Genomic DNA, 24960 nt, shown 5'->3' on the forward strand with positions numbered 1-24960 from the left:
ACACCACCCTTTACGGGGCAGGTGTCCCGGCTTTAGCCGAACCAGATCCCGTAATACATTCGCATTCCTCCATCCATGTGACAGGCGCACCTAAGCACAATGAATCCGAGTTGTCATCCCTTTTTGAGACTTCGCGCTAATGTGCCAGCAACTCTTCGCGTGACAGTGCAAAACCGGATGCGATCCAGCGTTTTTCCAACTCGGCCAGCTTCTTGCCCAGCGCCGGGCCGGTGAAGTTGGGGATCAGATCCCTGGCCTGGACAGGGAAACGCGCTGCTGCGCCTGCATACAGATCGCGCCGCATATCTTCGGACCAGGGTTGTTCCAGAAAGGCGCAGCGCAAAAGCGTCTCGTGCAATCCCCCTTCATCGCCATAGCGGTATCCCAGTTCAGCAATACTGGTTGTCGCCTGTGCCTCTTCACGCATCCTGATCAGGCGTTGCAACTGCGAACGGCTCAACCGCAATGTCGCGGCATCATCGGGCGTGGCAATAGCTGCCAGGCGACGCACCGGATCGGGATCGGCGCCAGCCGCCTGTTCCAGCGCAATCAAAGGGGCCAAAGACCGATCGTCCGCACCCGGCAACACCCGGGCCAAAACACCGGTACTGCGCATGGTCGCAATGGCGGGGGCCGGATCAGGCGATGCCAGCAATTTCAGCAGCTCTGCCCCGACCCGCTCGCGCGACAACGACTCCAGCCCGTCAAGATTGGCGCCGATGGCGGCCAGCGCATCGGGGTCGAAACCGCCATCCGGATTCCCGTACCAGGCGTGAAAACGAAAGTAGCGAAGCGAGCGGAGATAGTCCTCGCGAATGCGGTTCTCGGCGGTTCCGATGAACCGCACCAACCGGGCCTCGAGGTCGGGAAAACCACCGAGAGGGTCCAGCACTGTGCCATCGGGTTGGGCGTAGAGCGCGTTCATGGTGAAATCCCGTCGCGCCGCGTCTTCTTCGACGTGATCGGAAAAAGCCACGACCGCGCGGCGGCCATCGGTTTCCACGTCACGGCGGAAGGTGGTGACCTCGTGCGGGATGCCCCCGCTGACCACTGTGATCGTCCCATGCTCGATGCCGGTCGGAATGGCCTTGAGCCCGGCAGCCTGCGCCAATTCGACGATCTGCCCGGGCTTTGCATCGGTGGCAATGTCGATATCCGACACTGGTGCGCCAAGCAGCGCATTGCGCACGCATCCACCCACGAAAAGCGCCTGGGCCCCGGATGAGGTCAGCGCCGAACAGACCTTTTGGGTCGCTGGTTCACTGATCCAGGCTTCGTCAATCAGCATCATTCATTCACCCGTGCTGCAAGCCCGCGCAATATGCGGGCGGTCGCGCCCCAAATGTAATAGGGGCCGTACGGAACTGCGTAGTATCTGCGTCTCTGGCCGCGCCATCGGCGCGACTCGACCAGATAATTCTCAGGTTTCAAAAGATGGGCAAGAGGGGTCGAGAAAACTTCGTCCACTTCGCCGGGTTCAGGCACGGGTTGGAACCTGTCCCGCAAAACTGCGACAACCGGTGTCACCGTGAACGAGGTCACGGTTTCATGCGTCGGCAGAAACCCCAAAACCTCGGGCATTCCCGGGGGCAGGCCGATCTCTTCCTGAGCTTCCCGCAGAGCCGCAGCCGTAACATCAGCATCGGTTTCGTCCTGTTTGCCACCGGGAAAGGCGATCTGGCCCGGGTGATGTTTCAGCGCGGATGAGCGTTTGGTCAGGATGACCTGCGGTGTGTCATCAGCCAGGGAAATGGCCACCAGAACACCGGCGGGTCGCAACCTTCGTCCGGGCGGCAGAACGGTATCCGGGTTCAGGTCAAAGTCGCTGGACCCTTGACCGGGGCGGCGCAGGGCCGCCCGGATCTTTTCCACCGGGTCATGCACCTTTGGGGTCTTCGGCATCGAACCCGACAGTTGCCGGGTCCAACACATAATGAGCCCCGCAGAACTGACAATCCGCGGTGACCTCGCCCTCGGGCGTTGTCATTTTTTCGATATCCTTGGCCGAATAGATCGACAGGCTCTGTCGCACACGATCCTCGGAACAGGTGCAGCCAAATTGCACAGATTGCGCATCATAGACACGTGGCTGTTCCTCGTGAAACAGGCGAACCAGAAGGTCGGTCGGCGCAACAGAGGGGCCGATCATCTCCAATTCCTCGACAGTATCCAGCAGGATATTGACGCGACCCCAGTTTTCGCCTTCTTCGCCATCGACCAGGTCGGCAGCCGTCAGGATGTCGCCGGTTCCTTCGCCCGACGCGGCAAAGGGCGACGCTTTGGGCATGTGTTGCAGCATGATGCCGCCTGCACGCCAATGCTCGCCCACGCCCGGCTCGGTCGATTTGCCGAAGCTCAGCGAAAACCGCGTCGGCAGCTGTTCGGATTGTGCAAAATACGCCTCGGCGCAGGCACTCAGCGATCCACCGGCCAGTGGGGTAATGCCCTGATACGGCTGCGTGCCCTCACCCTGATCGATCATGATGGCAAAATACCCTTCACCCACCTGATCGAAAGGCGCGGAATTGGAAAGCCGGTCCCGGTCAAAGCTGGCATAAGCCCGAATCTGGGCGGGCTGGCCCTCTTCCCGCGGCGCATAATAGTCGGTTGCGATCATGCGCACCGCCCCTTTGGACTGTACCTGCAACGACAGTTTCCAGCGCAGCGCAACCGTTTGGCCGATCAACGCGGTCAGCAAAGCCATCTCGGCCACAAGCGCCTCGACCTGCTCGGGATAGTCATGCTGTTTCAGGATACCATCCAGCACACCATCCAGACGGGCCACGCGACCGCGCATGTCGGATGCATCAAGTTGAAAGGGCAGGACAGTATCGTCCCACGCGATTTTTGTTCCAAGAGACATGGGGTTTCCTTACACGCCGCGGGTTGGCATACCGGCACCATATAGGTCGTACAGATCGGGTTGAAAGGGGCCATACATGATCAGGCGGTTCGGTGAAACCCCCGAGACGGGGCGGAAATACACCCGAAGGGTTGGCGTATATGCCCTTTTGCCACGTGGCGGCCAGTTGCTGTTGACCTGTCAGACCGAGCCGGGCCCGGATCTGCAATTGCCGGGCGGAGGCATCGATCCGGGCGAATCACCGATTTCGGCCTTGCATCGCGAAGTCTATGAAGAAACCGGGTGGCACGTTGCCAACCCGCGTCGCGTCGGTGCTTTTCGCCGGTTTACCTATATGCCCGAATACGATCTGTGGGCCGAAAAGGTCTGCCTGATCTACCGCGCCCGTCCCGTACGCCGCAAAGGCCCGCCGAGCGAGGCATTCCACGAAGCACTGTGGATGGAAACCGCCGATGCCGTTGAATTGCTGGGCAATGACGGTGACCGGCACTTTGCGGAAATGCATCTCAGTTCGCTTTAAGGCCCGTTATATTCAAAGAAAACGGCGGATACGTCATCCCCAATGCCATCTTTGGGCGAAATCTCCTGGGTCAATCGCCAGAACATGTCGTCCAGAAACTCCGACCCGCCCTTTTCAGAAATGCACTGCTGGGCCATCTGTCGCAAACCGTCTTCCTCCAGCAAACCGCCTTCGGCAAGCTGACATTCGGTAAACCCGTCCGAATACACCAACAGCTTGTCGCCGGGTTTCATGTGAATCTCGATTTGCTGAAAGCTCGCGTCTTCGATCAGCCCGATCGGCAACCCGCCATCACCCAGAAATTCAGTGCTGCCATCCTGCCGCAGCAGAAGCGGATGCGGATGCCCGGCCTGCACCATCTTGAGATGCCCGTTTCGAAGATCCACTATGGCGTAGACCATCGTGAAATATTCCTCGATCCCTTCATCCGCCATCAATCGGGAATTGAGCATGCTTGCGACGTCTTCCGGAGGCAGCAATGCGTAGAATTTGTTGAACCTCTTCTCCATTGCGACATTTTGATCGAAATGCTTGCTGGAAAGATAACCGCCCAGACGCGCCGTCATCATGGCCGAAGTGATACCATGCCCGGATACATCTATGCTGTAGAACCCCAGCCGATTGACCCCGGGCGAGAACATGCCAACAAGGTCCCCACCGATATGGCCACAGGGTTTCAACAACAGGCTGACCCGGGATTTTCCAAAGCTCCGCGTAAATTCCGGGACCAGCGATTCCTGGATTTTACGGGCCTGCATGAGGTCCTTGTCGATCGCGTCATGCGCCAGCCTGAGTTCTTCCAGCGCGGATTCGATCAGGCGGTTTTTCTGTGAAAGCTCGCGCTGCATATCCAGAATACGCGCACCTGCGGATATGCGCGCCCGCAACTCATCGGCCTCAAGGGGTTTGATCAGAAAATCGTCCGCCCCGGCATCCAGTCCGCGCGCAACCTCCTGCTTTTCACTTTTGGAAGTCAGGAGGATGAAATAACAATATTGATCGGTATCCAGGGCGCGAAACGCATTGCAGAACTCAAGCCCGCTCATCCCCGGCATGACCCAATCGCTGAGAACAAGATCGGGCGGATCGTCCAGACAATGCGCCAGGGCGGCATCGCCCGTATCGGCCTCAACCACCTCAATGCCCCATTTTCTGAGCGATGCGACCAGGATGCGCCGCTGCAGACGGCTGTCATCAACCACCAGCACCTTACGGATTGCGCCGAAATCCAGATCTGATCTGGTTTCCTCAAACCTCGCCCTTGGCACCATTTACCCTCTGACCTGATGCATCCATTCACACAAGGCGATCCTAATGGCGACGGTTTTAACATCCGGTGAAGACCGAAGGCAGCAATCCCGCTTGGCCGTTAACCCGGTTTTTACTGGTGTTGCCTATTCCAGAAAACGCATGTTCAACGGCAGGTGACGCAGTATGATCCATTGGGGCAGAGTCCGACAATTGCGGGACGAGGTTGGCCCGGATGAGTTTGATGAGGTGGTCGACATCTTTCTGGAAGAAGTGCAGGAGGTCATCGCCCGCCTGCATCAGGATACAAGCCGGTCCGAACTGGAACAGAATCTGCATTTCCTGAAAGGCAGCGCGCTCAGTCTTGGATTCGACCAGTTCTCGAAACTCTGTCAGGACGGCGAACGGCAGGCGGCCGCGGGTCAGGGCAAGGATGTCGATCTGCCCGCTATTCTGACTGTATTTGACAGCTCGAAACAGAAATTCGAGGCTGAGCTGCGCCAGAACCTGGATTAAATCACGAACTGCGCCAGCGTTTCGTCTTCGGTTATATCGGTGTAGGTGAACCCCGCCTCATCCAGATGCGCGAACAGACGCATGAAGTTTTCAGGCTTGCGGGTTTCAATCCCGATCAGGACCGAACCGAAATTGCGCGCCGATTTTTTCATGTATTCAAAGCGGGCGATATCGTCCTCGGGGCCGAGAATACCCAGAAACTCTTTCAACGCGCCGGGGCGCTGCGGCAGACGCAGGATGAAATACTTCTTCACACCGGAATACCGTTGAGCACGTTCCTTGACCTCGGGCAGGCGTTCGAAATCGAAATTGCCACCAGATGTCACACAGACCACAGTCTTGCCCCGCACAAAGCTTTGAATATCGCCCACCGCTTCGATCGCCAGCGCGCCAGCGGGCTCAAGAACGATGCCTTCGACATTCAGCATCTCGATCATGGTGGTGCAGATTCGGTCCTCGGACAGAACTAGCACATCCGACAGATGGCGTGATTTCAACAATTCGAACGGTTTCTCGCCAATGCGGCCGACCGCAGCGCCATCGACGAAGGTATCCACATGATCCAGCGATACAGGATGCCCCGCAGCCAAAGCAGCGCGCAAACAGGCACCTCCGGCCGGTTCGACAAACAGACAATGGCTGCGATCCCCGAACCACGTGGCCACGCCCGAGGACATGCCGCCGCCGCCAACCGGCAAAACGACGTGGTCCGGTACACCGCCCAATTGCTCTTCGATCTCGACCGCCAAAGAAGCCTGGCCTTCAATGACATCAGCGTCGTCAAAAGGAGACAGGAAATACCCGCCCTGCTGCGCGCACCATGCTTGCGCGGCGGCCAAAGTGTCGTCGAAATAGTCGCCGGTCAGGTGGATCTCGATATTGTCGCCGCCGAAGATCCGGGTCTTTTGAATTTTCTGCTGCGGAGTGGTAACCGGCATGAAGATCACGCCTTTCACCCCCATATGCTGGCACATATAGGCCACGCCCTGCGCGTGATTGCCCGCGCTGGCACAGACGAACAGCTCCTGTCCCTGTTGCTTGCGCATGGCGTTAAAGGCACCGCGAATCTTGTAGGAGCGCACCGGGCTCAGGTCTTCGCGCTTGAGCCAGATATCCGCCCCATAACGTTCGGACAGGTGGGCATTGCGCTGCAGCGGCGTTGCCGGGAAGACAGAGCGCATCGCCTCTTCGGCGGCGCGGGCGCGGGTCATGAAATCTCTCATGCCGGTTTCCCTGCCCCATCACCAACGAAAGGGCAAGGAATACATATGTGTACGGGCGTCAGGCGAGTTCGCGCTTTTCGATGAAGACGCCATAAATCGTTGTCAGGATGCTGACGTTGATCAGTGGCACAATCAACATGTTTGCGAACACAACGATCAACACGCCAATGATCGGGATGAACAACAACAATGACGATAGAAATTGGAGAAGCATTTGGAACAACACGGACAAGATAACCAATACTGCAATTGCTCCGCTTGCCCCAGCGGTCGATTGCCAAGCTTGGGAAAGTGTCAAAGTATTTCCGATGGCTGCACCGGGTAGGATGGGTGATACCCGATAGAATCCGATGGATAGAAATATGACCAAGGCCAACCAGAACAGGATTCCCATCAGGACGGAAGTCTGAGCCATTGCTCCCATAATCAGTGACGCAGGGAAATATATGATCGCCGCCAATACACCAAGCATCAAAAGGCGGCCGAAATACGCCAGTACTCTATCGAACCGGAATGGTGGGAACATTCCGGTTGGATATTCTTCAAGCAGCACGAACCTATGCCAAGATACGACGATCCAGAGCATGACGACTAGCATCACAATCAACAAACAAAACAAGAACCCGAGTATCGTCGCCACCGCAGCGGGGTCTGGTGATGAAGCCGTGGCATCCGCGAATTGCTTTTGAGGATTGTCGAATAAGAAAAACAATAGAACGGCAACCACACTCCCCATCAATGCCGGAACCAGCGATACCTGCATTGCCTCTTTCAGGTTTCGCAGAACCATCCGCACCGAATGCACAAATATTTGCCATCCCAACATATGAATCCGCCTCTTCAACCAATGCTTGTTATTCTCTGCACCCGTTTCACCCCAATTCAGGTACTGCGTCAATCCTCACAACTTGCCCCCGCGCGTAAAACCCGCTAGGGGCCAATCGTCTTACGCATAAGGGGAAGTCAGATGTCCGCGCCCAAGAAAGTTGTTCTGGCCTATTCCGGTGGCCTTGATACCTCGATCATTCTGAAATGGTTGCAGACCGAGTATGGCTGTGAGGTCGTGACCTTCACTGCCGACCTGGGTCAGGGTGAGGAGCTGGAGCCCGCGCGCAAAAAGGCCGAGCTGCTGGGGATCAAGCCCGAGAACATCTATATCGAGGATATCCGCGAGGAATTTGTCCGCGATTTCGTCTTCCCGATGTTCCGCGCCAACGCGCAGTACGAGGGTCTGTACCTGCTGGGCACGTCCATCGCGCGGCCGCTGATCTCGAAACGCTTGATTGAAATCGCCGAGGAAACCGGTGCCGATGCCGTTGCCCATGGTGCAACCGGCAAGGGCAACGATCAGGTGCGGTTCGAACTGGCGGCTTACGCGCTCAACCCCGACATCAAGGTGATCGCACCCTGGCGCGAGTGGGATCTGACCAGCCGCACCAAGCTGCTGGAGTTTGCCGAACAGAACCAGATTCCGATTGCCAAGGACAAGCGTGGTGAGGCCCCGTTCTCGGTCGATGCCAACCTGCTGCACACCTCGTCCGAGGGCAAGGTTCTGGAAGACCCCGCCGATATGGCGCCCGACTATGTCTATCAGCGCACCGTCCACCCCGAGGATGCGCCGAACGAACCGGAATTCATCGAGATCGGCTTTGAAAAAGGCGACGCGGTCAGCATCAATGGCGAGGCGATGAGCCCGGCCACCATCCTGACCAAGCTGAACGAATATGGCGGCAAGCACGGCATCGGCCGCCTGGACCTTGTTGAAGGTCGCTTTGTTGGTATGAAGTCGCGCGGCATCTACGAGACGCCGGGCGGCACCATCCTGCTTGAGGCGCATCGCGGCATCGAATCCATCACCATGGACCGCGGCGCGATGCACCTGAAAGATCAGTTGATGCCGCAATATGCGGAACTGATCTATAACGGCTTCTGGTACTCGCCTGAACGTGAAATGCTGCAAGCCGCCATCGACAAGAGCCAGGAACACGTCACCGGCACCGTCCGCGTGAAGCTGTACAAAGGTCTGGCCTCGACCGTGGGCCGCTGGTCGGATCACTCGCTGTATTCCGAGGCGCATGTGACCTTCGAAGAAGACGCGGGTGCCTATGATCAGAAAGACGCCGCGGGCTTCATCCAGCTGAACGCGCTGCGGCTGAAACTGCTGGCCGCGCGCGACAAGCGGTTGTCCAAGTGACCGAAGATGACGGTCTGAACGATGAACTGGAAATGTTCATCGAAGCGCAGGATACGGTCTGGGCCGATGTCTTGCGCGAACTGGAACAGGGGCAGAAGACCAGCCACTGGATGTGGTTCGTGTTTCCGCAACTGGCCGAGCTGGGCCAATCGCATATGGCGCAGCTTTATGGCATCGAAGATCTGGACGAAGCCACGCGCTATCTGAACCACCCGGTACTGCGCCACCGTCTGACGCAAGCGGCCTCGTTGATGTTGCAGCATCAGGGGCGCGACGCCAGCGACATTCTGGGCGGGGTTGACGCGAAAAAGCTTCGCTCTTCTATGACATTGTTTTCCTCGGTGGCAGATGCTCCGGCAGAGTTTCAGACCGTTCTTGACGCTTTCTACGATGGCAAGCCTTGCGCGCGAACCGCTCAGAGCCTTGGCGCATCGTGATCGGAAGTTCCAGTCGGGTCAGCCTTGCCTGTTCGATACCTGACGTTTTACGCATTCGGAAACTGCGAAAGGGACCCGGATGCTTCAGCATATCGCCGACGAAATTCAAAAAGGCCTGAACGGCAAAACCTTTGACGGCTCGTTGAAATTCGATTGTGGCGCGGACGGCGTGATTGTTCTGGCCGACAGTCAGGCATCGACACAGGACCAGGAAACGGATTGCACGATCCGCATCTCGCAGGACAACCTGACCAAGCTTTTGACCGGAAAACTGAACCCGATGACAGGTGTCGCTTTGGGCAAGCTCAAAATCTCGGGCAATATGGGCGTTGCGATGAAACTGGGGCAGCTGCTGGGTTAAGCCAAAGGCAGGTTCACCGCGGAATTCCCCCTTGCCGGGGCGCCCTGTCCCACCGCCAAGACGGCCCGGCGCAAGGTGTTCCACCGACATCCTCCGCCGATAAACTTGCCTCACCAGCCCGTGACATCAGATGTCAGGCAATTGAATGTCATGCGGGTTCGGGTCACCTTGGTGCCGAAAGGAGACCCGACATGTCACGGACTGCTTATCTGGATGCCTTCAAACCGGCCATTCTGTTTACGCTGATCACATTTGCGATGATGCTGCGCGCCCTGCCCGCCCCCGCAGCAGGGGCCGAAACGCTGACAGTTGCGGGGGGCTGTTTCTGGTGTGTCGAGTCCGATTTTGAATCGGTACCGGGCGTTGTCGGGGCCGTGTCGGGCTATACCGGCGGCAACTCCGCCAACCCCACCTATGATCAGGTCTCCAAAGGTGGCACCGGCCATTACGAAGCGGTTCAGATCACTTTCGATCCGGCCCGGGTGTCACGTGAAACGCTTCTAAACATGTTCTTCCGCTCGGTTGACCCCACGGATGCCGGTGGTCAGTTCTGCGACCGGGGCGACAGCTATCGAACCGCAATTTTCGTCTCTAACACGGGCGAAAAGGCGTTGGCGGAACAAGCGAAGCATGACGCAGAACGTGCATTGGGCCAAAAGGTGGTCACCCCGATCCTGAATGCGGGCACGTTTTACCCTGCCGAGGCCTACCATCAGGATTACTACAAAGGGAACAAGCTGATCTTTACCCGCTTTGGGCCCAAACGTCAGCACAACGCCTATAAAGCATATCGCAAAGCCTGTGGCCGTGATGCGCGTGTCAAACAGCTTTGGGGTTCAGATGCGCCTTTCGCCGGTTCTTAATCGAAGGACGCGTCGCGTACTTCTCTCAGATCGGGAATGACATCCGCTGTCCCGTGCCGCGTGACCATCAGGGCAGCGGCGCGGTTCGCTTGCAGAATGGCCTGCTCCATCGGCATTCCGCGATCCATTCCAGCCAGTACGTATCCGGTAAAAGTATCACCTGCGCCTGTGGTATCCACGGCCTGCACCTTGTGGGCTGAAAACTCTACCGGGTCACTGCCCTGCTGCAAATACCGGGCACCTTTTGAACCCAGCGTGACAATGACATGCCGCACGGGCAGGTCAGCCGCACCCATCCCGGTTTCCTGCCGCAATTGTTCGGCCTCGATCTCGTTCAGGATCAGGAAATCCAGATAAGGCAGAACCGCCTGAACCGCCTGTGCCTGAAACGGTGCGGCGGCATAACACACGGTCAATCCAAGTTTGCGCCCGAATTGCACGGCTTCGACCTGTGCGTTGGTTTCATTCTGCAAGATCAGCAGATCACCGGTGCTTGCCGATGACAGAGCCCGCCCCAGATCGCTGATATCCAAGGCATGGTTGGCCCCCGGATACAGGATGATCAGGTTCTCACCCTCGGCGTCCACCGCAATGATCGCGTGGCCCGTCGGCAGATCCACCTCAGAGATATAACGTGTATCCACGCCATATTCCGTCAGTCGATCCTTCGCCCAGCGCCCATCATGCCCGACGGCGCCGATATGGCTGACGCGAGATCCGGCCCGCGCAGCCGCCACTGACATATTGGCACCTTTTCCGCCAAGGAACCGGTCCAGCCCGCAGGCGGCCAGAGTTTCCCCTGGCGCAGGCAGATGCGGCAGGTCATAGACCATATCCGCGTTGATCGAGCCGAGGTTCCAGATTGTCATGGGTTACCCGATGTCGCACGAGGCCAGAATGGCCATGTTCAGAATATCGTTCGCGGTCGAGACGGTCGAGCAAATCTGAATCGGCTTGTCGACGCCCGACAGAATCGGCCCGATCACGGTGGCACCGCCCATTTCCTGCATCAGCTTGGTCGAGATGCTGGCCGAGTGCCGTGCGGGAACGATCAGGATATTCGCCGGACCGGTCAGACGCGAAAACGGATAGGCCGCTTGCTGTTCGACGTTCAGGGCAACATCCACTGTCATTTCACCCTCGTATTCAAAGTCGACGCCGCGCCGATCCAGAACAGCCGGGGCGCGGTGCATCTTTTCAGCACGTTCTGACACCGGATAGCCAAAGGTTGAGAAGCTGACAAAAGCCACGCGCGGCTCCAGCCCCATATGCCGGGCAACTGCGGCCGAACGCTCGGCAATATTCGCCAGATCGTTTTCGTCGGGCCATTCATGTACCAAAGTGTCGCCAATCAGGACAATCCGACCTTTATGCAGCAAAGCTGTCACACCAGCGGCACCGTTGGCGGCATCGGCATCAAACACATGGTTGATCCGGTCGAGCACATGCGCGGACTTGCGGGTTGCGCCAGTGACCAGACCATCACCATGCCCATGGGCCAGCATCAGCGACGAAAACACGTGCCGGTCCCGTGCAGCCAGACGGTGAATATCTTTGCGGTCAAAGCCCTTACGCTGCAAGCGCTGATACAGGAAATTCGAATAGGTTTCGAGATGCGTGGTATTGGCCGCATTCACGACTTCGATTTCACGCACAGCGTCGCCCAGGCCCGTGGCTTCCAGTTTGGTCTTAACATCGTCTGGCCGACCCACCACAAGCGCCTTGCCGAAACCTGACCGCTGATACATGACCGCTGCACGCAGCACGCGGGGATCATCGCCCTCAGCAAAAATCATGCGGCTTTGCGCCTGTCGCGCCCGAGCGTTCAGCCCGCGCAGAATGCTTGCGGTCGGGTCCATCCGGGACTTCAGGCTCAGCTCATACGCGTCCATGTCGATGATCGGACGGCGGGCTGCGCCAGTATCCATTCCTGCCTTGGCAACAGCGGGCGGGATACGGTGGATCAGGCGCGGATCAAAGGGCGTGGGAATGATGTAATCGCGCCCAAAGGTCAGCGATTTGCCATAAGCCATCGCGACCTCATCCGGTACGTCTTCGCGCGCCAGATTGGCCAGTGCATGGGCGCAGGCGATCTTCATCTCGTCATTGATGGCGCGGGCGTGAATGTCCAGCGCTCCGCGGAACAAATAGGGAAAGCCCAGTACGTTGTTGACCTGATTCGGATAGTCGCTGCGCCCGGTGGCGACAATCGCATCCACGCGAACCTCGTGCGCTTCTTCCGGAGTGATTTCCGGATCGGGATTGGCCATTGCAAAGATGACAGGATTGTCGGCCATGCTGGCAACCATATCCTGTGTGACCGCACCCTTGACCGATACGCCCAGGAACACGTCCGCGCCCTTCATCGCGTCTTCCAATGTGCGCAGGTCGGTTGTGATCGCATGCGCCGATTTCCACTGGTTCATGCCCTCAGTCCGGCCCTGATAGATCACGCCCTTGGTGTCGCAGACGATGCAGTTTTCATGGCGGGCGCCCATCGCCTTGAGCAATTCGATACAGGCGATTCCTGCCGCCCCGGCCCCGTTCAGAACGATCTTCACATCCTCGATCTTCTTGCCCGAGATATGCAGCGCGTTCAGCAGGCCCGCAGCACAGATCACGGCCGTACCATGTTGGTCATCATGAAAGACGGGAATGTCCATCTCTTCCTTCAGGCGCTGTTCGATGATGAAACACTCGGGCGCCTTGATGTCTTCCAGATTGATGCCGCCGAAGGTCGGCCCCATCAGCCGCACGGCGCGGCAGAACTCATCCGGGTCCTCGGTATCCAGCTCGATATCGATCGAGTTCACGTCGGCGAACCGTTTGAACAGAACGGATTTCCCCTCCATCACCGGTTTCGAGCCCAGCGCACCAAGGTTGCCAAGACCCAGCACCGCCGTCCCGTTCGAGATCACAGCGACCAGATTGCCCTTGTTGGTATAGTCATACGCGGTTTCCGGCGCCTCGGCGATGGCTTCACATGGGACGGCCACGCCTGGGCTGTAGGCCAATGACAGATCCCGCTGCGTGGTCATCGGGACGGTGGCCTGCACCTCCCACTTGCCGGGGGTCGGGTCGAGGTGAAAGGCCAGCGCCTCTTCTTTGGTGATCTTCGCTTTGGGCATCGGATATGTCGTTTCTTTACATCTGTTGGGCTTTTGCCTCATAGCGCAGGCAAAGGCGCGTCTCAACGACAATACGTTTTCACCTTTCGTCGCAGGGGCCGGGTTTGTAAGGTCGCGCCGGAATACGCCAGAGGGGAGCAGCCTTGTCCAACGTCACGCCGATGATGGCGCAATATCTGGAAATCAAAGATGCACACGCGGATGCCCTGCTGTTCTATCGCATGGGCGATTTCTACGAGATGTTCTTTGAGGATGCCGTCGACGCCGCCGAGGCGCTGGACATCGCCCTGACCAAACGCGGCAAACACAATGGCGAAGATATTCCGATGTGCGGCGTGCCGGTGCATTCCGCCGAAGGCTATCTGCTGACGCTGATCCGCAAGGGCTTTCGCGTTGCCGTCTGCGAACAGATGGAAAGCCCGGCCGAGGCCAAGAAAAGAGGCTCTAAATCAGTCGTAAAGCGCGATGTCGTGCGACTGGTGACACCCGGCACCCTGACCGAAGACGCCCTGTTGGAGGCCCGCCGCCACAACTTTCTGGCCGCCTATGCCGAGGTACGTGATGAGGCCGCGCTGGCTTGGGCCGACATCTCGACCGGGGCGTTTCACGTGATGCCGCTGACCTCGGTCCGGCTGAGCCCCGAGCTGGCCCGGCTGGCCCCGTCGGAACTGATCGTGGCAGACAGCGTGCAGGAAAAACTGAATGAGCCGGTCCGTGATTTGGGTATTTCTCTCACCCCTGTCGGACGGGCCAGTTTCGACAGCACGGCGGCTGAAAAACGTATCTGCGGGTTGTTTCACGTGGGCGCACTGGATGCGTTCGGAAGCTTTGGACGCGCCGAAGTGTCTGCGATGGGCGCACTGATCGACTATCTGGAGATCACTCAGAAGGGCAAATTGCCCCTGTTGCAAACGCCGCTGAAAGAATCCGAAGATCGCGTCGTGCAGATCGACGCGGCCACCCGCCGGAACCTGGAACTGACGCGCTCGCTTTCAGGCGGGCGGGCCGGATCGCTGCTGTCGGTTGTGGACCGCACTGTGACCCCGGGCGGCGCGCGCCTGTTGGAACAGCGCCTGTCCAGCCCCTCGCGCAATCTGGATGTGATCCACGCGCGACTGGATGCGGTCGATTTTGCCGCCCAGGACAACCTGATCGCCACCGATCTGCGCGAAGCGCTGCGCAAGACGCCCGATCTGGACCGCGCGCTGTCGCGCCTGTCGCTGGACCGAGGCGGCCCGCGCGATCTGGCCGCCATCCGCAACGGGCTGGCGCAGGCGCAGGCAATTGCCGAGCTCTGCGCCGATCAGGATCTGCCCGTGCTGCTGGCGACCGCGGTGCAGAACCTTGTGGGCTTTGACGATCTGCTCGACCTGCTGGATCAAGCACTGGTCGCCGACCCGCCGCTGCTGGCGCGGGATGGCGGCTTCATCGCGCCGGGATTCGACGCCGAACTCGACGAGGCCCGCACCCTGCGCGACGAAGGCCGCTCGGTCATTGCCGGGTTTCAACAGAAATATGCCGAACATACCGGCATCACCTCGTTGAAGATCAAGCACAACAACGTACTGGGCTATTTCATCGAAACCACGGCCACCCATGCCGAAAAGATGCTGAACCCGCCCTTTTCCGAGACCTATATCCACCGTCAGACCACCGCCAACCAGGTGCGTTTCACCACGGTTGAACTCAGCGAGATCGAAACCCGCATCCTGAACGCCGGCAACCTGGCGCTCGAGATCGAAAAACGGCTCTATAACAGGCTTTCTGGTGAAATTTTGAACCTCGCTGCGCGCCTGAACCAAGCCGCCCGAGGGCTGGCCGAACTGGATCTGACCACCGCGCTGGCAGATCTGGCGCGCGGAGAAAACTGGTGCAGACCGCTGGTGGACGCCTCCCGGGCGTTCAACGTTCAGGGCGGTCGCCATCCGGTGGTAGAGCACGCGCTGCGCCAGCAAAGCGGTGATGCCTTCATCGCCAATGACTGCGACCTCAGCGCCGAGGACGGTGCGGCCATCTGGTTGCTGACCGGCCCCAACATGGCCGGTAAATCTACCTTCCTGCGCCAGAACGCATTGATCGCCCTGTTGGCCCAGATGGGCAACTACGTCCCGGCCGAGCAGGCGCATATCGGCGTGGTCAGCCAGCTTTTCAGCCGTGTGGGCGCATCCGACGATCTGGCACGGGGCCGGTCGACCTTCATGGTCGAGATGGTGGAAACCGCGGCCATCCTCAACCAGGCCGATGACCGGGCGCTGGTGATCCTCGACGAAATCGGACGTGGCACCGCCACCTATGACGGCCTGTCCATCGCCTGGGCCACGCTGGAACATCTGCACGCCGCCAACCGCTGCCGCGCGCTGTTCGCCACCCATTACCACGAGCTGACCGCGCTGGCCGGCAAGCTGGAAGGCGTCGAAAACGCCACCGTCGCGGTCAAGGAATGGGAGGGCGAAGTGATCTTTCTGCATGAGGTCCACAAGGGTGCCGCCGACCGCTCCTATGGCGTGCAGGTCGCGCAATTGGCCGGGCTGCCCGCATCCGTGGTCGAGCGCGCACGCGTGGTTCTGGACCAGTTGGAGAAGACCGAGCGCGAGGGCGGCAAGCAGAAGGCGCTGATCGACGATCTGCCGCTGTTTTCCACCGCACCGCCCCCGCCGCCTGTCCCGAAAACGTCGCCCGCCACCGATATGCTGGACCAGATCCTACCGGACGAGCTGACCCCGCGCGAGGCCTTGGATCTGATCTACAAATTGAAAGAGGCGGCCAGATCCTGACCGCCCCTTCATCTTTTCCCAAATCCTCTCGCCGAAGGCACGCGCCCAAAGGGCGCGTTTCAGCTTGCCGGGGTTGACGACACGCCCACCTGTGCCGGCCGCAGCAGGCGATCGTGCAACATAAATCCTTCGGCGGACACCTGAATGATGTCTCCTGCCTTGGTTCCGGGAACAGGCGCCTCGAACATGGCCTCGTGCACGTTGGGATCAAACCGGTCGCCCACTTCGGGTGTGATCACTTCGATTCCGTGCTTCTGGAACACGTCCTTCAAAGCGCGCATGGTCAATTCGACGCCTTCCAGCAGACCGGCAGCCACTTCTTTCTGCTCATCCGTCGCAGCTTCTAGGGCGCGTTTCATGTTGTCATAGACTGGCAGCATATCGCGGGCCAGCTTGGACCCGCCATACTGTTCCGCATCGCGGCGCGCCTTGTCGCTGCGCTTGCGCATGTTTTCGGCATCCGCCAGCGCGCGCATGAACTTGTCTTTATAGTCATCCCGTTCGGCCCGCAGCGCGTCCAGTTCCAGCTCTTCTTCGCTGATATCCATCAGCTCTTCGGCCAGCTCCTCGGCCTCGGCGGTTGCGATATCGTCCAGAAAATCTTCGTTCTTCGGCTCTGCCATCTTTTACCCTCTAGCTCCGGTCGGATATCAGCTTGCCGACCAGTTGCGCCGTATAATCCACAATCGGTACGATCCGCCCATAATTCAGACGTGTGGGTCCGATAACCCCCACTGCACCGATTATCTTTCGATCAGCGTTCATATAAGGAGACACCACCAAAGAGGAACCCGAAAGTGAGAAAAGTTTGTTCTCAGACCCGATAAAAATGCGCACACCCTCGCCTTCCTCGGTCAATTCAAGGAATTCGGCGATGTCTCGCTTGCGCTCAAGGTCATCGAACAGAGTGCGGATGCGGTCAAGTTCCTCGGCCTGACCGGGTTCGTTCAAAAGATTCGCGCGCCCGCGCACGATCAAACGGGCCGAGTCGCTTCCGTCTCCGTCCCAAACGGCCATTCCGCTTTCGACCATCTCACGCGCCAGAGTGTCGATTTCCTGCTTGCGCGCATCGATCTGCGTCTGCATTTGCCGCCGCACTTCGCTGAGTGTCCGCCCCTCGATAAGTGCGTTCAGGAAGTTCGCGGCCTCGCGCATTGAACTGGGTGTTTGCCCTGGCGGCGGCGTGAACAGCCGGTTTTCCACATGTCCGTCCGAAAAAACCAAAACCACCAAAGCCCGATCATGGCCTAGAGAAACAAATTCGATATGTTTGATTTCCGATTCATGCTTGGGCGTCAGAACCAGCGAGGCCCCTTGTGTCACGTTTGACAAGGCAGAACCGACACGGTCCAGCATTCCACCGACATCACCCGTGTTAGAGCCTAATGTCTGCTCCAGTTTCTGCCGGTCATCGGCACCCAGATCGCCGACCTCAAGCAATCCGTCCACAAACATTCGCAGGCCTTGCTGCGTCGGGATTCGGCCCGCGCTGACATGGGGACTATCCAGAAGGCCCAGAAACTCCAGATCCTGCATCACATTGCGGACAGTTGCGGCGCTGACTTTTTCTGACAATGTACGCGTCAATGTACGGCTGCCGACGGGCTCTCCGCTTTCCAGATAACTCTCGACAATCAGCCGGAACACTTCTCGTGACCGGTCGTTCATCTCGTCCAGAATCTTGCTCGCTTCGCTCATCCGTGTTCCCCTGCTCGTTCGTCATTAAATAGCAGGCAAATGAAAGGTCAATCGGGGTTGCATCGTAACGCTGCGGGGCGTTATCCCCAACCTAGCAAACAAAGGAATTCCGATGCGACCCTCAGGACGTGACTTAAACGAAATGCGCGCCGTTTCAATCGAGACGGGCTTTACCAAACATGCCGAAGGTTCGTGCCTGATTAAGATGGGCGATACCCACGTGTTGTGCACCGCAACGATCGAGGATCGGGTGCCGCCGTTCATCAAGGGTTCGGGCCTGGGTTGGGTCACCGCGGAATACGGCATGCTGCCCCGCGCGACCAACACCCGGATGCGGCGAGAAGCGGCCAGCGGGAAACAGGGCGGCCGCACCGTCGAAATCCAGCGCCTGATCGGTCGCGCCCTGCGCGCGGGCGTCGATCGCGTTGCCCTGGGTGAGCGTCAGATCACCGTAGACTGTGATGTGATCCAGGCAGATGGCGGCACCCGCTGCGCCTCGATCACCGGCGGCTGGGTTGCGCTGCGTCTGGCGGTGAACAAGCTGATGAAGACAGGTGACGTGATCACTGATCCGCTGGTCGACCCCGTGGCCGCGGTGTCTTGCGGTATCTACGCCGGACAGCCGGTGCTGGATCTCGATTATCCCGAAGACAGCGAAGCTGGTGTTGACGGCAACTTCATCATGACCGGATCAGGCAAGCTGATCGAAGTTCAGATGAGCGCCGAAGGCTCGGTCTTCAGCCGCGCCCAGATGGATCAACTGATGGACCTCGCTGAAAAAGGCGTGGCCGAGTTGGCCGCTGCGCAAAAGGCCGCCACCGCATGACCCGCAGGTTCGACGGCGACAGGTTGCTGGTCGCCACCCACAACAAGGGCAAGCTTGAGGAGATGGCGCATCTGCTTGAGCCCTTCGGAGTGACGGTCGTGGGCGCGGCCGAGATGGACCTGCCCGAGCCGGAAGAGACCGAGGATACATTTGTCGGCAATGCCCGGATCAAGGCCCACGCCGCCGCAAAAGCCACCGGGCTGCCTGCCCTGTCGGACGATTCCGGGATCACCATAGACGCGCTGGACGGCGCGCCGGGCGTTTACACTGCCGATTGGGCCGAGACCGGAAATGGCCGTGATTTTCTGATGGCCATGACCCGCGCCCACAATGAGCTCGAGGCGAAGAACGCACCGCATCCGCGCCTGGCTCAGTTTCGCAGCACGTTGGTTCTGGCCTGGCCGGATGGCCATGACGAAGTGTTCGAGGGTGTGGCCCCAGGCCATCTGGTGTGGCCTATCCGTGGCGAGGGTGGTTTCGGCTATGACCCAATGTTTGTCCCCGACGGCTACGACATTACCTTTGCCGAGATGGATCGCTGGGAAAAGAACAAGATCAGCCATCGCGGCCGCGCGGTGGAGATGTTCGTGAAAGGCTGCTTTGGCGGATGATTGGCGCAACGGGGGCTTTGGCCTGTACGTGCATTGGCCCTTTTGCGAGGCCAAATGCCCCTATTGCGACTTCAACAGCCATGTTTCAAAAAATATTGATCAAAAACAATGGCTTGACGCCTATCTGTCCGAGCTTCAGCGATCTGCTGCCGAAACGCCCGATCGGGTCCTGAACACGATCTTCTTTGGCGGCGGCACCCCGTCGCTGATGGCGCCCGAAACCGTCGCCGCCGTGATCGACACCGCCCGCGCCCTGTGGCGGCCCGCCAATGACATGGAAATCACGCTCGAGGCCAATCCCGGTTCGGTCGAGGCCGGACGGTTCGCCGCCTATCGCGATGCGGGCGTGAACCGGGTTTCGATGGGCATTCAGGCGATGGATGACGAAGATCTCAGGCGGCTGGGTCGCATCCACACCGTGGCCGAGGCACGCGCCGCCTTTGACATCGCCCGCAACTGTTTCAACCGGGTCAGCTTTGACCTGATCTATGCGCGCCAACACCAGACATTGGACGCCTGGCAAGAGGAACTGACCCAAGCGCTATCGATGGCCGTCGATCACCTGTCGCTCTATCAACTGACGATCGAAGATGGGACGGCCTTTGGGGATCGATACGCCGTAGGTAAGTTACGCGGCTTGCCCGAAGATGACAGTGCCGCCGACATGTATCTGATCACTCAGGAAATCTGCGAAGCACATGGCGTACCGGCCTATGAAGTTTCGAACCATGCTCGCCCGGGCGCAGAATCGCAGCACAACCTGATTTACTGGCGGTATGGCGACTATGTCGGCATTGGCCCTGGCGCCCATGGGAGGATCACACTGAAGGGTCAGAAATACGCGACCGAAACCTATCTGAACCCCCAGCGTTGGCTTGATGCCGCCAATCAAGGCAATGGTGAAAAGAACCGCAGCGCGTTGCCACTTGAAGATCAGGCAAACGAATACCTTATGATGGGTATGAGAATTGCTGAGGGACTAGATATGGATAGATGGCAAGCCTTGTCTGGCGGCTCTCTTCCCTCTGAAGCCATAGATCATCTGACGGACATTAACATGGTTCGGCGCAGCAATGGGCGCCTCATCGCCACATCAGACGGTCGCGCCGTATTGAACGCAGTCATCCGGGAGCTGTTGAGCTGAGCATGCAGTATCTTTGGGCCGGACTGGGATTGCTTTGTGTTGCCATGGCGGCTGTCGGGGTTGTCCTGCCCCTTCTTCCAACGGTGCCTTTTCTTCTGCTTGCCGCGTTTTTCTTCGCCCGCTCATCCTCGCGGCTGCACAATTGGCTTGTGAGCCATCAGCTTTTTGGGCCACTGATTCTTGATTGGCAAAGTTCCGGCGCCATTCGACCAGCCGCAAAAAAGGCGGCAACCGTCTCGATCGCCGCCGTTTTCGGAATTTCTGTTTTGCTGTCCGCACCGCTTTTCGTGTTGATCATTCAGGCGGTTGTGCTGGGCGGTGTCATGATCTTTATCTGGTCACGGCCTAACGGCTGAGCTTGGCGCACAAGTCGTCCAGCTGATCCAGGTTTTCGTAGGTCAGAACAACTTGTCCCGTTTCCGTTCCGGCCTTGTGATTGATCGACACTTTCATCGCCAGGATCGCCGACAGGTCTTTTTCCAAGGCACGTGTGTCTGCATCCTTTCCAGCATCCAAATTTCTGGAGCGAGGTGCAGAGCGCTCGGCAGTGCCTTGCTGCTGTTTTTTAACCAAAGCCTCGGTTGCGCGCACCGACAAGCCATCCTTGACGATCTGTTTCGCAAGTTCCGACGGATTTTCCGCCGTAATCAGCGCCCTGGCGTGTCCCGCAGATAATTTACCTTCAATAACAAGGGTTTGAACATCCAACGGCAAGGACAGAAGCCGCAGAAGATTTGCGATGTGGCTGCGACTTTTACCCAGGGCCTCGGCGAGCTTTTCCTGTGTGTGACCAAACCGGTCCATCAACTGCTTGTAGCCGGCAGCCTCTTCCACCGCGTTCAGATCCGCGCGTTGGATGTTTTCGATAATCGCAACTTCCAACACTTCCGTATCATCGAAATCACGTACGATCACCGGGATATCATGCAGCTGCGCCATCTGCGCCGCGCGCCAACGGCGTTCCCCCGCGACGATTTCGTATTCATCGGAACCTGTCGCGCGAACGATCAACGGCTGAATGATACCTTTTTCCTTAACCGACGCTGCCAGCTCGTCCAACTGCTCGGGCATGAATGTCCGGCGCGGCTGGTTGGGGTTGGCTTTCAGCTTTTCAATCGGGACTTTCAAATCCGGTCTGCGTGCATCCGCCGAAATCCGACCTTCTGATTCGGGATTCACATCCGCCATAAGGGCAGACAGCCCCCGCCCCAATCCTCTGGACTTTGCTTTCTTGACGCTCATGTCGCCCTCCTCGTTCCCGCTCAGGCAGCGGTCTTATTGTTCTTGTGCAAGATCTCACGAGCAAGATGCCGGTAGGCCATGGCCCCAAGCGATCCCGAGTCATATTGCAAAACAGGCAGCGCATATGACGGCGCTTCGCTGACCCGCACATTTCTGGGTATTTTCGTCTTAAAGACCATCTCACCCAGATTGTCACGCGCGTCCTTTTCAACCTGGCGGGACAAGTTGTTGCGGTTGTCATACATGGTCAACACAATACCTTCGATTCTCAGATCTGGATTCGCTGTTTGGCGGACCTCTCGAATCGTCAACATCAACTGTGAAAGCCCTTCAAGGGCAAAGAACTCGCTCTGCAACGGCACAAGCACAGAATGCGAAGCAACCATGGCATTCACGGTCAGCAAGTTTAAGGACGGCGGGCAGTCGATAAGCACAAAATCCAGTTCAAACGCATCTATGGCTGTCTGCCTCAAAGCATCATGCAAAAGATAGCTGCGTTTTTCGTTGGAGATCAGTTCGATATCGGCAGAGCTCAGATCAACGGTCGCCGGGACAACGAAAAGACCTTCGATTTCAGTCTCTTGAACGACGGCCTCCAATGGCGCGTCGTCGAGGATCAGATCATAAGTTGTCCAGTCTCGATCTTCGACACCCAAACCTGTCGAAGCGTTCCCCTGCGGGTCAAGGTCAACCACCAGAACCCGGCACCCGGATTCGGCCAATCCTGCTGCAAGGTTGATCGCTGTGGTTGTTTTTCCGACCCCGCCCTTCTGATTGGCAACAGCAATTATCCGAGGCCCTGAAGGTCGAGACAAATCAACCACGTGATACTCCATTTATCTTAAGGATAACGGCTTGAGGTTCAGTTAAACTTGTAATCGCCTCAGCCTCGAAATTCCATTCCTCACGTGCGTCTTCCAGCTCTTTTTTCCAATTTGCGCCTTTGGGCAACAACGCTGTCCCGTTGGTGTGTAAATGTCTGTCACAAAAGGACAACAAGGTGCGCAAGTCAGCCAGCGCTCGGGCGGAAATTATGTTTGCCGCCAAAGGTTCTACCGATTCAATCCTTTTTGAAGTCACTGTGCATTTTATGCCGCATTCCCGCGCAACGCTGCGTAAGAAAGCTGATTTCCGCTGGTCACTTTCGATCATGTTGAATGAGGCGCTTGGGTTATCTTCCGCAGCGATGATGGCGCAGACCATACCGGGGAATCCGCCTCCGCTTCCCAGGTCTGCCCAGGTGTCAAACCTGCCAGCGCACCGATAGACTTGCACGGAATCAAGAATATGCCGGTCCCAGATATGCTCCAAGCTGTTCCGCGACACGAGGTTGATCTTAGGATTCCAACGCTTCACCAGATCAACATAGGTCACGAGGCGCTCGAATGTTTCACGTGAAACATTCATGTCCTCAAACTTCGAATAATCAACGATCATGCCTGACGAGCTCTTTGATCCCGGCGCAGTTTTGCCAGAACGAGCGTCAGCGCTGCCGGCGTGACCCCCTCAACTCGGCTTGCCTGAGCGATATTTGCGGGTTTCGCTTGCGATAGCTTCTGTTTCATTTCCGAAGACAGACCATCCAAAGCAAAATAGTCGAACTCATGCGGAATGACATAGGATTCATCCCGCTTCATTGCTTCGACGTCCCGCTTTTGTCTGGCAATATAGTTGGCATACAAGGCGTCCCGCTCGATCTGGAGCCTGATTTTTGGGTCAACGTCCTGCAAATCAGGAACGAGAGGCAACAAATCTTCTAATGAGGTATCAGGGAATGCCAGAATTGCCATCCCATCCCTACGGTTTCCATCCTGATTAACGTTTATACCAGCGGCTAGAACTTCCTTGGGTGTATAAGTCCGTTCCGTCAGCTTTGACTTCACACTCTCTAGTTGGTGCATTTTGTCTTCGAACTGAACTTTGCGCCCTTCTCCGACGCACCCCAATTCCAAACCAAGCGGTGTCAGACGTTGATCAGCATTGTCGGCGCGCAGAGATAACCGGAACTCCGCGCGTGACGTGAACATGCGGTAAGGTTCGGCAACACCTCGAGTTGTCAAATCATCGATCATTACGCCAATATAACTGTCGGATCGCGTAAAATGGATGGGGTCTCGCCCTTGAGTCTCCAACGCCGCATTGAGGCCGGCCACCATGCCCTGAGCCGCGGCTTCCTCATATCCTGTGGTCCCATTTATCTGGCCCGCTAGATATAGTCCGGGAACAGCCGGCAAGGATAATGAAGCGCTCAGGACGCGCGGATCAACATAGTCGTATTCGATTGCATATCCCGGTTGCAGAATCTCTGCATTTTCCAAGCCTTTGATCGACCGCACATAGTCCAGCTGAACATCCTGGGGCAGAGATGTCGATATACCGTTCGGATAGATCGTGTGATCGTTGACCCCTTCGGGCTCAAGGAAGATTTGATGCGATTCCTTGTCGGCGAAGCGAACGATCTTGTCTTCGATCGAGGGGCAATAACGCGGACCTACCCCATCGATGTGACCGCCATACATAGCAGATTTCGAAAGATTCGCCGCAATGATCTCATGTGTTCGCGCATTTGTATGCGTAATTCCGCAAGAAATCTGGGGCGCGACAACGGATTTCGACATGAAAGAAAACAGGGTTGGCTCATCGTCTCCGTCCTGCTTTTCAAGATCCGACCAATCAATGCTCCGCCCGTCCAGACGCGGCGGTGTTCCGGTTTTCAATCGCCCCATGGGAAGATCGTATCCATCCAACCGCTCAGCTAGTTTGATGGAAGGCCGATCCCCCATTCTCCCGCCTGGGCGGGACACGTCACCGATATGGATGACGCCCCTTAGAAACGTACCGGACGTCAGAATAACGGCGCGCGCGGAAAGTTCGGATCCATCGGAAAGAACAACACCTGCAATCTTTTCGCCGTTCAACAGGAAATCGACAACCTCTCCGACAACGACGGACAGGTTATCCTGCTTCTTGGTTACCTGTTGCATGGCAAGACGATAAAGGGCGCGATCCGCCTGCGCTCTTGGCCCCTGAACGGCGGGCCCCTTTCGACGGTTCAATAATCGAAACTGAATGCCCGCCTGATCCGCCACGCGACCCATAACGCCATCCAAGGCGTCAATCTCACGCACAAGATGGCCTTTCCCCAAACCGCCAATCGCTGGATTGCAGGACATGACGCCAATGTCCGTTGCAGACAGCGTTACCAGCGCAGTTGTCGCGCCTATTCTGGCTGATGCATGAGCAGCCTCGGTTCCGGCGTGACCTGCGCCGATAACGATGACATCAAACTTCGAATGTTTCACGTGAAACACT

25 protein-coding genes are annotated in these 24960 nt (G+C 57.9%); 11 read left to right on the plus strand and 14 right to left on the minus strand.

The features are described 5' to 3' along the window. Positions 1 to 136: 136 nt before the first annotated feature. From AC2FNN_RS10035 to hslO, 3 genes are read right to left on the minus strand one after another with little or no spacing between them, the layout of a single operon-like run. Positions 137 to 1291, minus strand: coding sequence for a CCA tRNA nucleotidyltransferase (locus AC2FNN_RS10035; protein ID WP_496758291.1), 1155 nt, complete (start codon positions 1289 to 1291; stop codon positions 137 to 139). Continuing rightward, entirely contained in the window at positions 1288 to 1902 is a 615-nt protein-coding gene (locus AC2FNN_RS10040; RefSeq protein ID WP_496758292.1) for a CoA pyrophosphatase, read from the minus strand. The genes AC2FNN_RS10035 and AC2FNN_RS10040 overlap by 4 nt, the downstream gene beginning before the upstream one ends. Further along, positions 1877 to 2863, minus strand: a complete 987-nt coding sequence (gene hslO, locus AC2FNN_RS10045) for an Hsp33 family molecular chaperone HslO (RefSeq protein ID WP_496758293.1) — start codon at positions 2861 to 2863, stop codon at positions 1877 to 1879. Before hslO ends, AC2FNN_RS10040 begins: the two co-directional genes overlap by 26 nt. A 76-nt stretch (positions 2864 to 2939) precedes the next feature. Here hslO and AC2FNN_RS10050 point away from each other — a divergent pair, with 76 nt between their 5' ends. Further along, positions 2940 to 3383 (plus strand): NUDIX hydrolase, encoded by a 444-nt coding sequence (locus AC2FNN_RS10050; protein WP_496758295.1) that lies wholly within the window; start codon positions 2940 to 2942, stop codon positions 3381 to 3383. Here the strand turns inward: AC2FNN_RS10050 and AC2FNN_RS10055 are convergent. After that, positions 3380 to 4654: a PP2C family protein-serine/threonine phosphatase gene (locus AC2FNN_RS10055; RefSeq protein ID WP_496758297.1), complete on the minus strand. Its 1275-nt coding sequence runs from the start codon at positions 4652 to 4654 to the stop codon at positions 3380 to 3382. The two genes, AC2FNN_RS10050 and AC2FNN_RS10055, sit on opposite strands and share 4 nt — an antisense overlap. A gap of 163 nt (positions 4655 to 4817) precedes the next feature. On the opposite strand from AC2FNN_RS10055, the gene AC2FNN_RS10060 reads away from it, so the two are divergent. Then, positions 4818 to 5147 (plus strand): Hpt domain-containing protein, encoded by a 330-nt coding sequence (locus AC2FNN_RS10060; protein ID WP_496758299.1) that lies wholly within the window; start codon positions 4818 to 4820, stop codon positions 5145 to 5147. Here the strand turns inward: AC2FNN_RS10060 and ilvA are convergent. Both ilvA and AC2FNN_RS10070 read right to left on the minus strand, forming a co-directional pair. Then, positions 5144 to 6370, minus strand: coding sequence for a threonine ammonia-lyase IlvA (ilvA, locus tag AC2FNN_RS10065; RefSeq protein WP_496758301.1), 1227 nt, complete (start codon positions 6368 to 6370; stop codon positions 5144 to 5146). The two genes, AC2FNN_RS10060 and ilvA, sit on opposite strands and share 4 nt — an antisense overlap. A gap of 58 nt (positions 6371 to 6428) precedes the next feature. Then, the gene (locus AC2FNN_RS10070) at positions 6429 to 7268 is read right to left on the minus strand and encodes a hypothetical protein (protein WP_496758303.1); all 840 of its coding nucleotides are present in this window, start codon (positions 7266 to 7268) and stop codon (positions 6429 to 6431) included. Between the two features lie 69 nt (positions 7269 to 7337). Here AC2FNN_RS10070 and AC2FNN_RS10075 point away from each other — a divergent pair, with 69 nt between their 5' ends. From AC2FNN_RS10075 to msrA, 4 genes are all read left to right on the plus strand, one after another. Beyond that, the gene (locus AC2FNN_RS10075; RefSeq protein ID WP_496758304.1) at positions 7338 to 8564 is read left to right on the plus strand and encodes an argininosuccinate synthase; all 1227 of its coding nucleotides are present in this window, start codon (positions 7338 to 7340) and stop codon (positions 8562 to 8564) included. 32 nt (positions 8565 to 8596) lie between these two features. Then, positions 8597 to 9001, plus strand: a complete 405-nt coding sequence (locus AC2FNN_RS10080; protein ID WP_496758350.1) for a DUF1810 domain-containing protein — start codon at positions 8597 to 8599, stop codon at positions 8999 to 9001. A gap of 79 nt (positions 9002 to 9080) precedes the next feature. Beyond that, positions 9081 to 9362, plus strand: a complete 282-nt coding sequence (locus AC2FNN_RS10085; protein ID WP_496758306.1) for an SCP2 sterol-binding domain-containing protein — start codon at positions 9081 to 9083, stop codon at positions 9360 to 9362. Between the two features lie 191 nt (positions 9363 to 9553). Beyond that, the gene (msrA, locus tag AC2FNN_RS10090) at positions 9554 to 10225 is read left to right on the plus strand and encodes a peptide-methionine (S)-S-oxide reductase MsrA (RefSeq protein WP_496758308.1); all 672 of its coding nucleotides are present in this window, start codon (positions 9554 to 9556) and stop codon (positions 10223 to 10225) included. Here msrA and AC2FNN_RS10095 read toward each other — a convergent pair. Next, positions 10222 to 11094 (minus strand): ribokinase, encoded by an 873-nt coding sequence (locus AC2FNN_RS10095; protein ID WP_496758310.1) that lies wholly within the window; start codon positions 11092 to 11094, stop codon positions 10222 to 10224. The two genes, msrA and AC2FNN_RS10095, sit on opposite strands and share 4 nt — an antisense overlap. Before the next feature lie 3 nt (positions 11095 to 11097). Next, the gene (locus AC2FNN_RS10100; protein WP_496758312.1) at positions 11098 to 13353 is read right to left on the minus strand and encodes an NADP-dependent malic enzyme; all 2256 of its coding nucleotides are present in this window, start codon (positions 13351 to 13353) and stop codon (positions 11098 to 11100) included. A 161-nt stretch (positions 13354 to 13514) separates the two neighbouring features. Here AC2FNN_RS10100 and mutS point away from each other — a divergent pair, with 161 nt between their 5' ends. Further along, positions 13515 to 16127, plus strand: a complete 2613-nt coding sequence (gene mutS / locus AC2FNN_RS10105; RefSeq protein ID WP_496758352.1) for a DNA mismatch repair protein MutS — start codon at positions 13515 to 13517, stop codon at positions 16125 to 16127. A gap of 59 nt (positions 16128 to 16186) precedes the next feature. Here mutS and AC2FNN_RS10110 read toward each other — a convergent pair whose 3' ends face one another. Beyond that, a complete protein-coding gene (locus AC2FNN_RS10110; protein WP_171116719.1) occupies positions 16187 to 16750 on the minus strand; it encodes a nucleotide exchange factor GrpE in 564 nt (187 codons plus the stop codon). 10 nt (positions 16751 to 16760) lie between these two features. Further along, complete coding sequence (gene hrcA / locus AC2FNN_RS10115) at positions 16761 to 17825, minus strand: heat-inducible transcriptional repressor HrcA (protein ID WP_152459604.1); 1065 nt, start codon at positions 17823 to 17825, stop codon at positions 16761 to 16763. Positions 17826 to 17937: 112 nt separating this feature from the next. On the opposite strand from hrcA, the gene rph reads away from it, so the two are divergent. The 4 genes from rph to AC2FNN_RS10135 are packed head-to-tail and all read left to right on the plus strand — an operon-like array spanning position 17938 to position 20762. Then, positions 17938 to 18651: a ribonuclease PH gene (rph, locus tag AC2FNN_RS10120; RefSeq protein ID WP_496758315.1), complete on the plus strand. Its 714-nt coding sequence runs from the start codon at positions 17938 to 17940 to the stop codon at positions 18649 to 18651. Then, positions 18648 to 19262: an RdgB/HAM1 family non-canonical purine NTP pyrophosphatase gene (gene rdgB / locus AC2FNN_RS10125; RefSeq protein ID WP_496758317.1), complete on the plus strand. Its 615-nt coding sequence runs from the start codon at positions 18648 to 18650 to the stop codon at positions 19260 to 19262. The genes rph and rdgB overlap by 4 nt, the downstream gene beginning before the upstream one ends. Then, a complete protein-coding gene (gene hemW / locus AC2FNN_RS10130; protein WP_496758319.1) occupies positions 19252 to 20406 on the plus strand; it encodes a radical SAM family heme chaperone HemW in 1155 nt (384 codons plus the stop codon). The genes rdgB and hemW overlap by 11 nt, the downstream gene beginning before the upstream one ends. A gap of 2 nt (positions 20407 to 20408) precedes the next feature. Continuing rightward, on the plus strand, positions 20409 to 20762 hold the full coding sequence (locus AC2FNN_RS10135) for a YbaN family protein (protein ID WP_496758321.1): 354 nt from the start codon (positions 20409 to 20411) through the stop codon (positions 20760 to 20762). Here AC2FNN_RS10135 and AC2FNN_RS10140 read toward each other — a convergent pair. From AC2FNN_RS10140 to mnmG, 4 genes are read right to left on the minus strand one after another with little or no spacing between them, the layout of a single operon-like run. After that, positions 20752 to 21648, minus strand: coding sequence for a ParB/RepB/Spo0J family partition protein (locus AC2FNN_RS10140; RefSeq protein WP_496758323.1), 897 nt, complete (start codon positions 21646 to 21648; stop codon positions 20752 to 20754). The genes AC2FNN_RS10135 and AC2FNN_RS10140 overlap by 11 nt on opposite strands. Before the next feature lie 20 nt (positions 21649 to 21668). Continuing rightward, positions 21669 to 22472, minus strand: a complete 804-nt coding sequence (locus AC2FNN_RS10145) for a ParA family protein (RefSeq protein ID WP_496758325.1) — start codon at positions 22470 to 22472, stop codon at positions 21669 to 21671. After that, positions 22465 to 23085, minus strand: coding sequence for a 16S rRNA (guanine(527)-N(7))-methyltransferase RsmG (rsmG, locus tag AC2FNN_RS10150; protein ID WP_496758327.1), 621 nt, complete (start codon positions 23083 to 23085; stop codon positions 22465 to 22467). The genes AC2FNN_RS10145 and rsmG overlap by 8 nt, the downstream gene beginning before the upstream one ends. Continuing rightward, positions 23082 to 24950: a tRNA uridine-5-carboxymethylaminomethyl(34) synthesis enzyme MnmG gene (gene mnmG / locus AC2FNN_RS10155; protein ID WP_496758328.1), complete on the minus strand. Its 1869-nt coding sequence runs from the start codon at positions 24948 to 24950 to the stop codon at positions 23082 to 23084. The genes rsmG and mnmG overlap by 4 nt, the downstream gene beginning before the upstream one ends. Positions 24951 to 24960 lie beyond the last annotated feature (10 nt).

Source organism: Ruegeria sp. BHSA118 (assembly GCF_059613405.1).

Bases quoted from the DNA above. Each gene is read 5' to 3' on its own strand.
- AC2FNN_RS10085 (WP_496758306.1), top strand. From the start codon at position 9,081: ATGCTTCAGCATATCGCCGACGAAATTCAAAAAGGCCTGAACGGCAAA.
- hrcA (WP_152459604.1), bottom strand. From the start codon at position 17,825: ATGAGCGAAGCGAGCAAGATTCTGGACGAGATGAACGACCGGTCACGA.
- mutS (WP_496758352.1), top strand. From the start codon at position 13,515: ATGATGGCGCAATATCTGGAAATCAAAGATGCACACGCGGATGCCCTG.
- AC2FNN_RS10055 (WP_496758297.1), bottom strand. From the start codon at position 4,654: ATGGTGCCAAGGGCGAGGTTTGAGGAAACCAGATCAGATCTGGATTTC.
- rph (WP_496758315.1), top strand. From the start codon at position 17,938: ATGCGACCCTCAGGACGTGACTTAAACGAAATGCGCGCCGTTTCAATC.
- AC2FNN_RS10140 (WP_496758323.1), bottom strand. From the start codon at position 21,648: ATGAGCGTCAAGAAAGCAAAGTCCAGAGGATTGGGGCGGGGGCTGTCT.
- AC2FNN_RS10080 (WP_496758350.1), top strand. From the start codon at position 8,597: ATGTTCATCGAAGCGCAGGATACGGTCTGGGCCGATGTCTTGCGCGAA.
- ilvA (WP_496758301.1), bottom strand. From the start codon at position 6,370: ATGAGAGATTTCATGACCCGCGCCCGCGCCGCCGAAGAGGCGATGCGC.
- rsmG (WP_496758327.1), bottom strand. From the start codon at position 23,085: ATGATCGTTGATTATTCGAAGTTTGAGGACATGAATGTTTCACGTGAA.
- AC2FNN_RS10095 (WP_496758310.1), bottom strand. From the start codon at position 11,094: ATGACAATCTGGAACCTCGGCTCGATCAACGCGGATATGGTCTATGAC.
- AC2FNN_RS10100 (WP_496758312.1), bottom strand. From the start codon at position 13,353: ATGCCCAAAGCGAAGATCACCAAAGAAGAGGCGCTGGCCTTTCACCTC.
- AC2FNN_RS10040 (WP_496758292.1), bottom strand. From the start codon at position 1,902: ATGCCGAAGACCCCAAAGGTGCATGACCCGGTGGAAAAGATCCGGGCG.
- AC2FNN_RS10135 (WP_496758321.1), top strand. From the start codon at position 20,409: ATGCAGTATCTTTGGGCCGGACTGGGATTGCTTTGTGTTGCCATGGCG.
- AC2FNN_RS10050 (WP_496758295.1), top strand. From the start codon at position 2,940: ATGATCAGGCGGTTCGGTGAAACCCCCGAGACGGGGCGGAAATACACC.
- AC2FNN_RS10060 (WP_496758299.1), top strand. From the start codon at position 4,818: ATGATCCATTGGGGCAGAGTCCGACAATTGCGGGACGAGGTTGGCCCG.
- AC2FNN_RS10075 (WP_496758304.1), top strand. From the start codon at position 7,338: ATGTCCGCGCCCAAGAAAGTTGTTCTGGCCTATTCCGGTGGCCTTGAT.
- rdgB (WP_496758317.1), top strand. From the start codon at position 18,648: ATGACCCGCAGGTTCGACGGCGACAGGTTGCTGGTCGCCACCCACAAC.
- msrA (WP_496758308.1), top strand. From the start codon at position 9,554: ATGTCACGGACTGCTTATCTGGATGCCTTCAAACCGGCCATTCTGTTT.
- AC2FNN_RS10035 (WP_496758291.1), bottom strand. From the start codon at position 1,291: ATGATGCTGATTGACGAAGCCTGGATCAGTGAACCAGCGACCCAAAAG.
- AC2FNN_RS10110 (WP_171116719.1), bottom strand. From the start codon at position 16,750: ATGGCAGAGCCGAAGAACGAAGATTTTCTGGACGATATCGCAACCGCC.
- hslO (WP_496758293.1), bottom strand. From the start codon at position 2,863: ATGTCTCTTGGAACAAAAATCGCGTGGGACGATACTGTCCTGCCCTTT.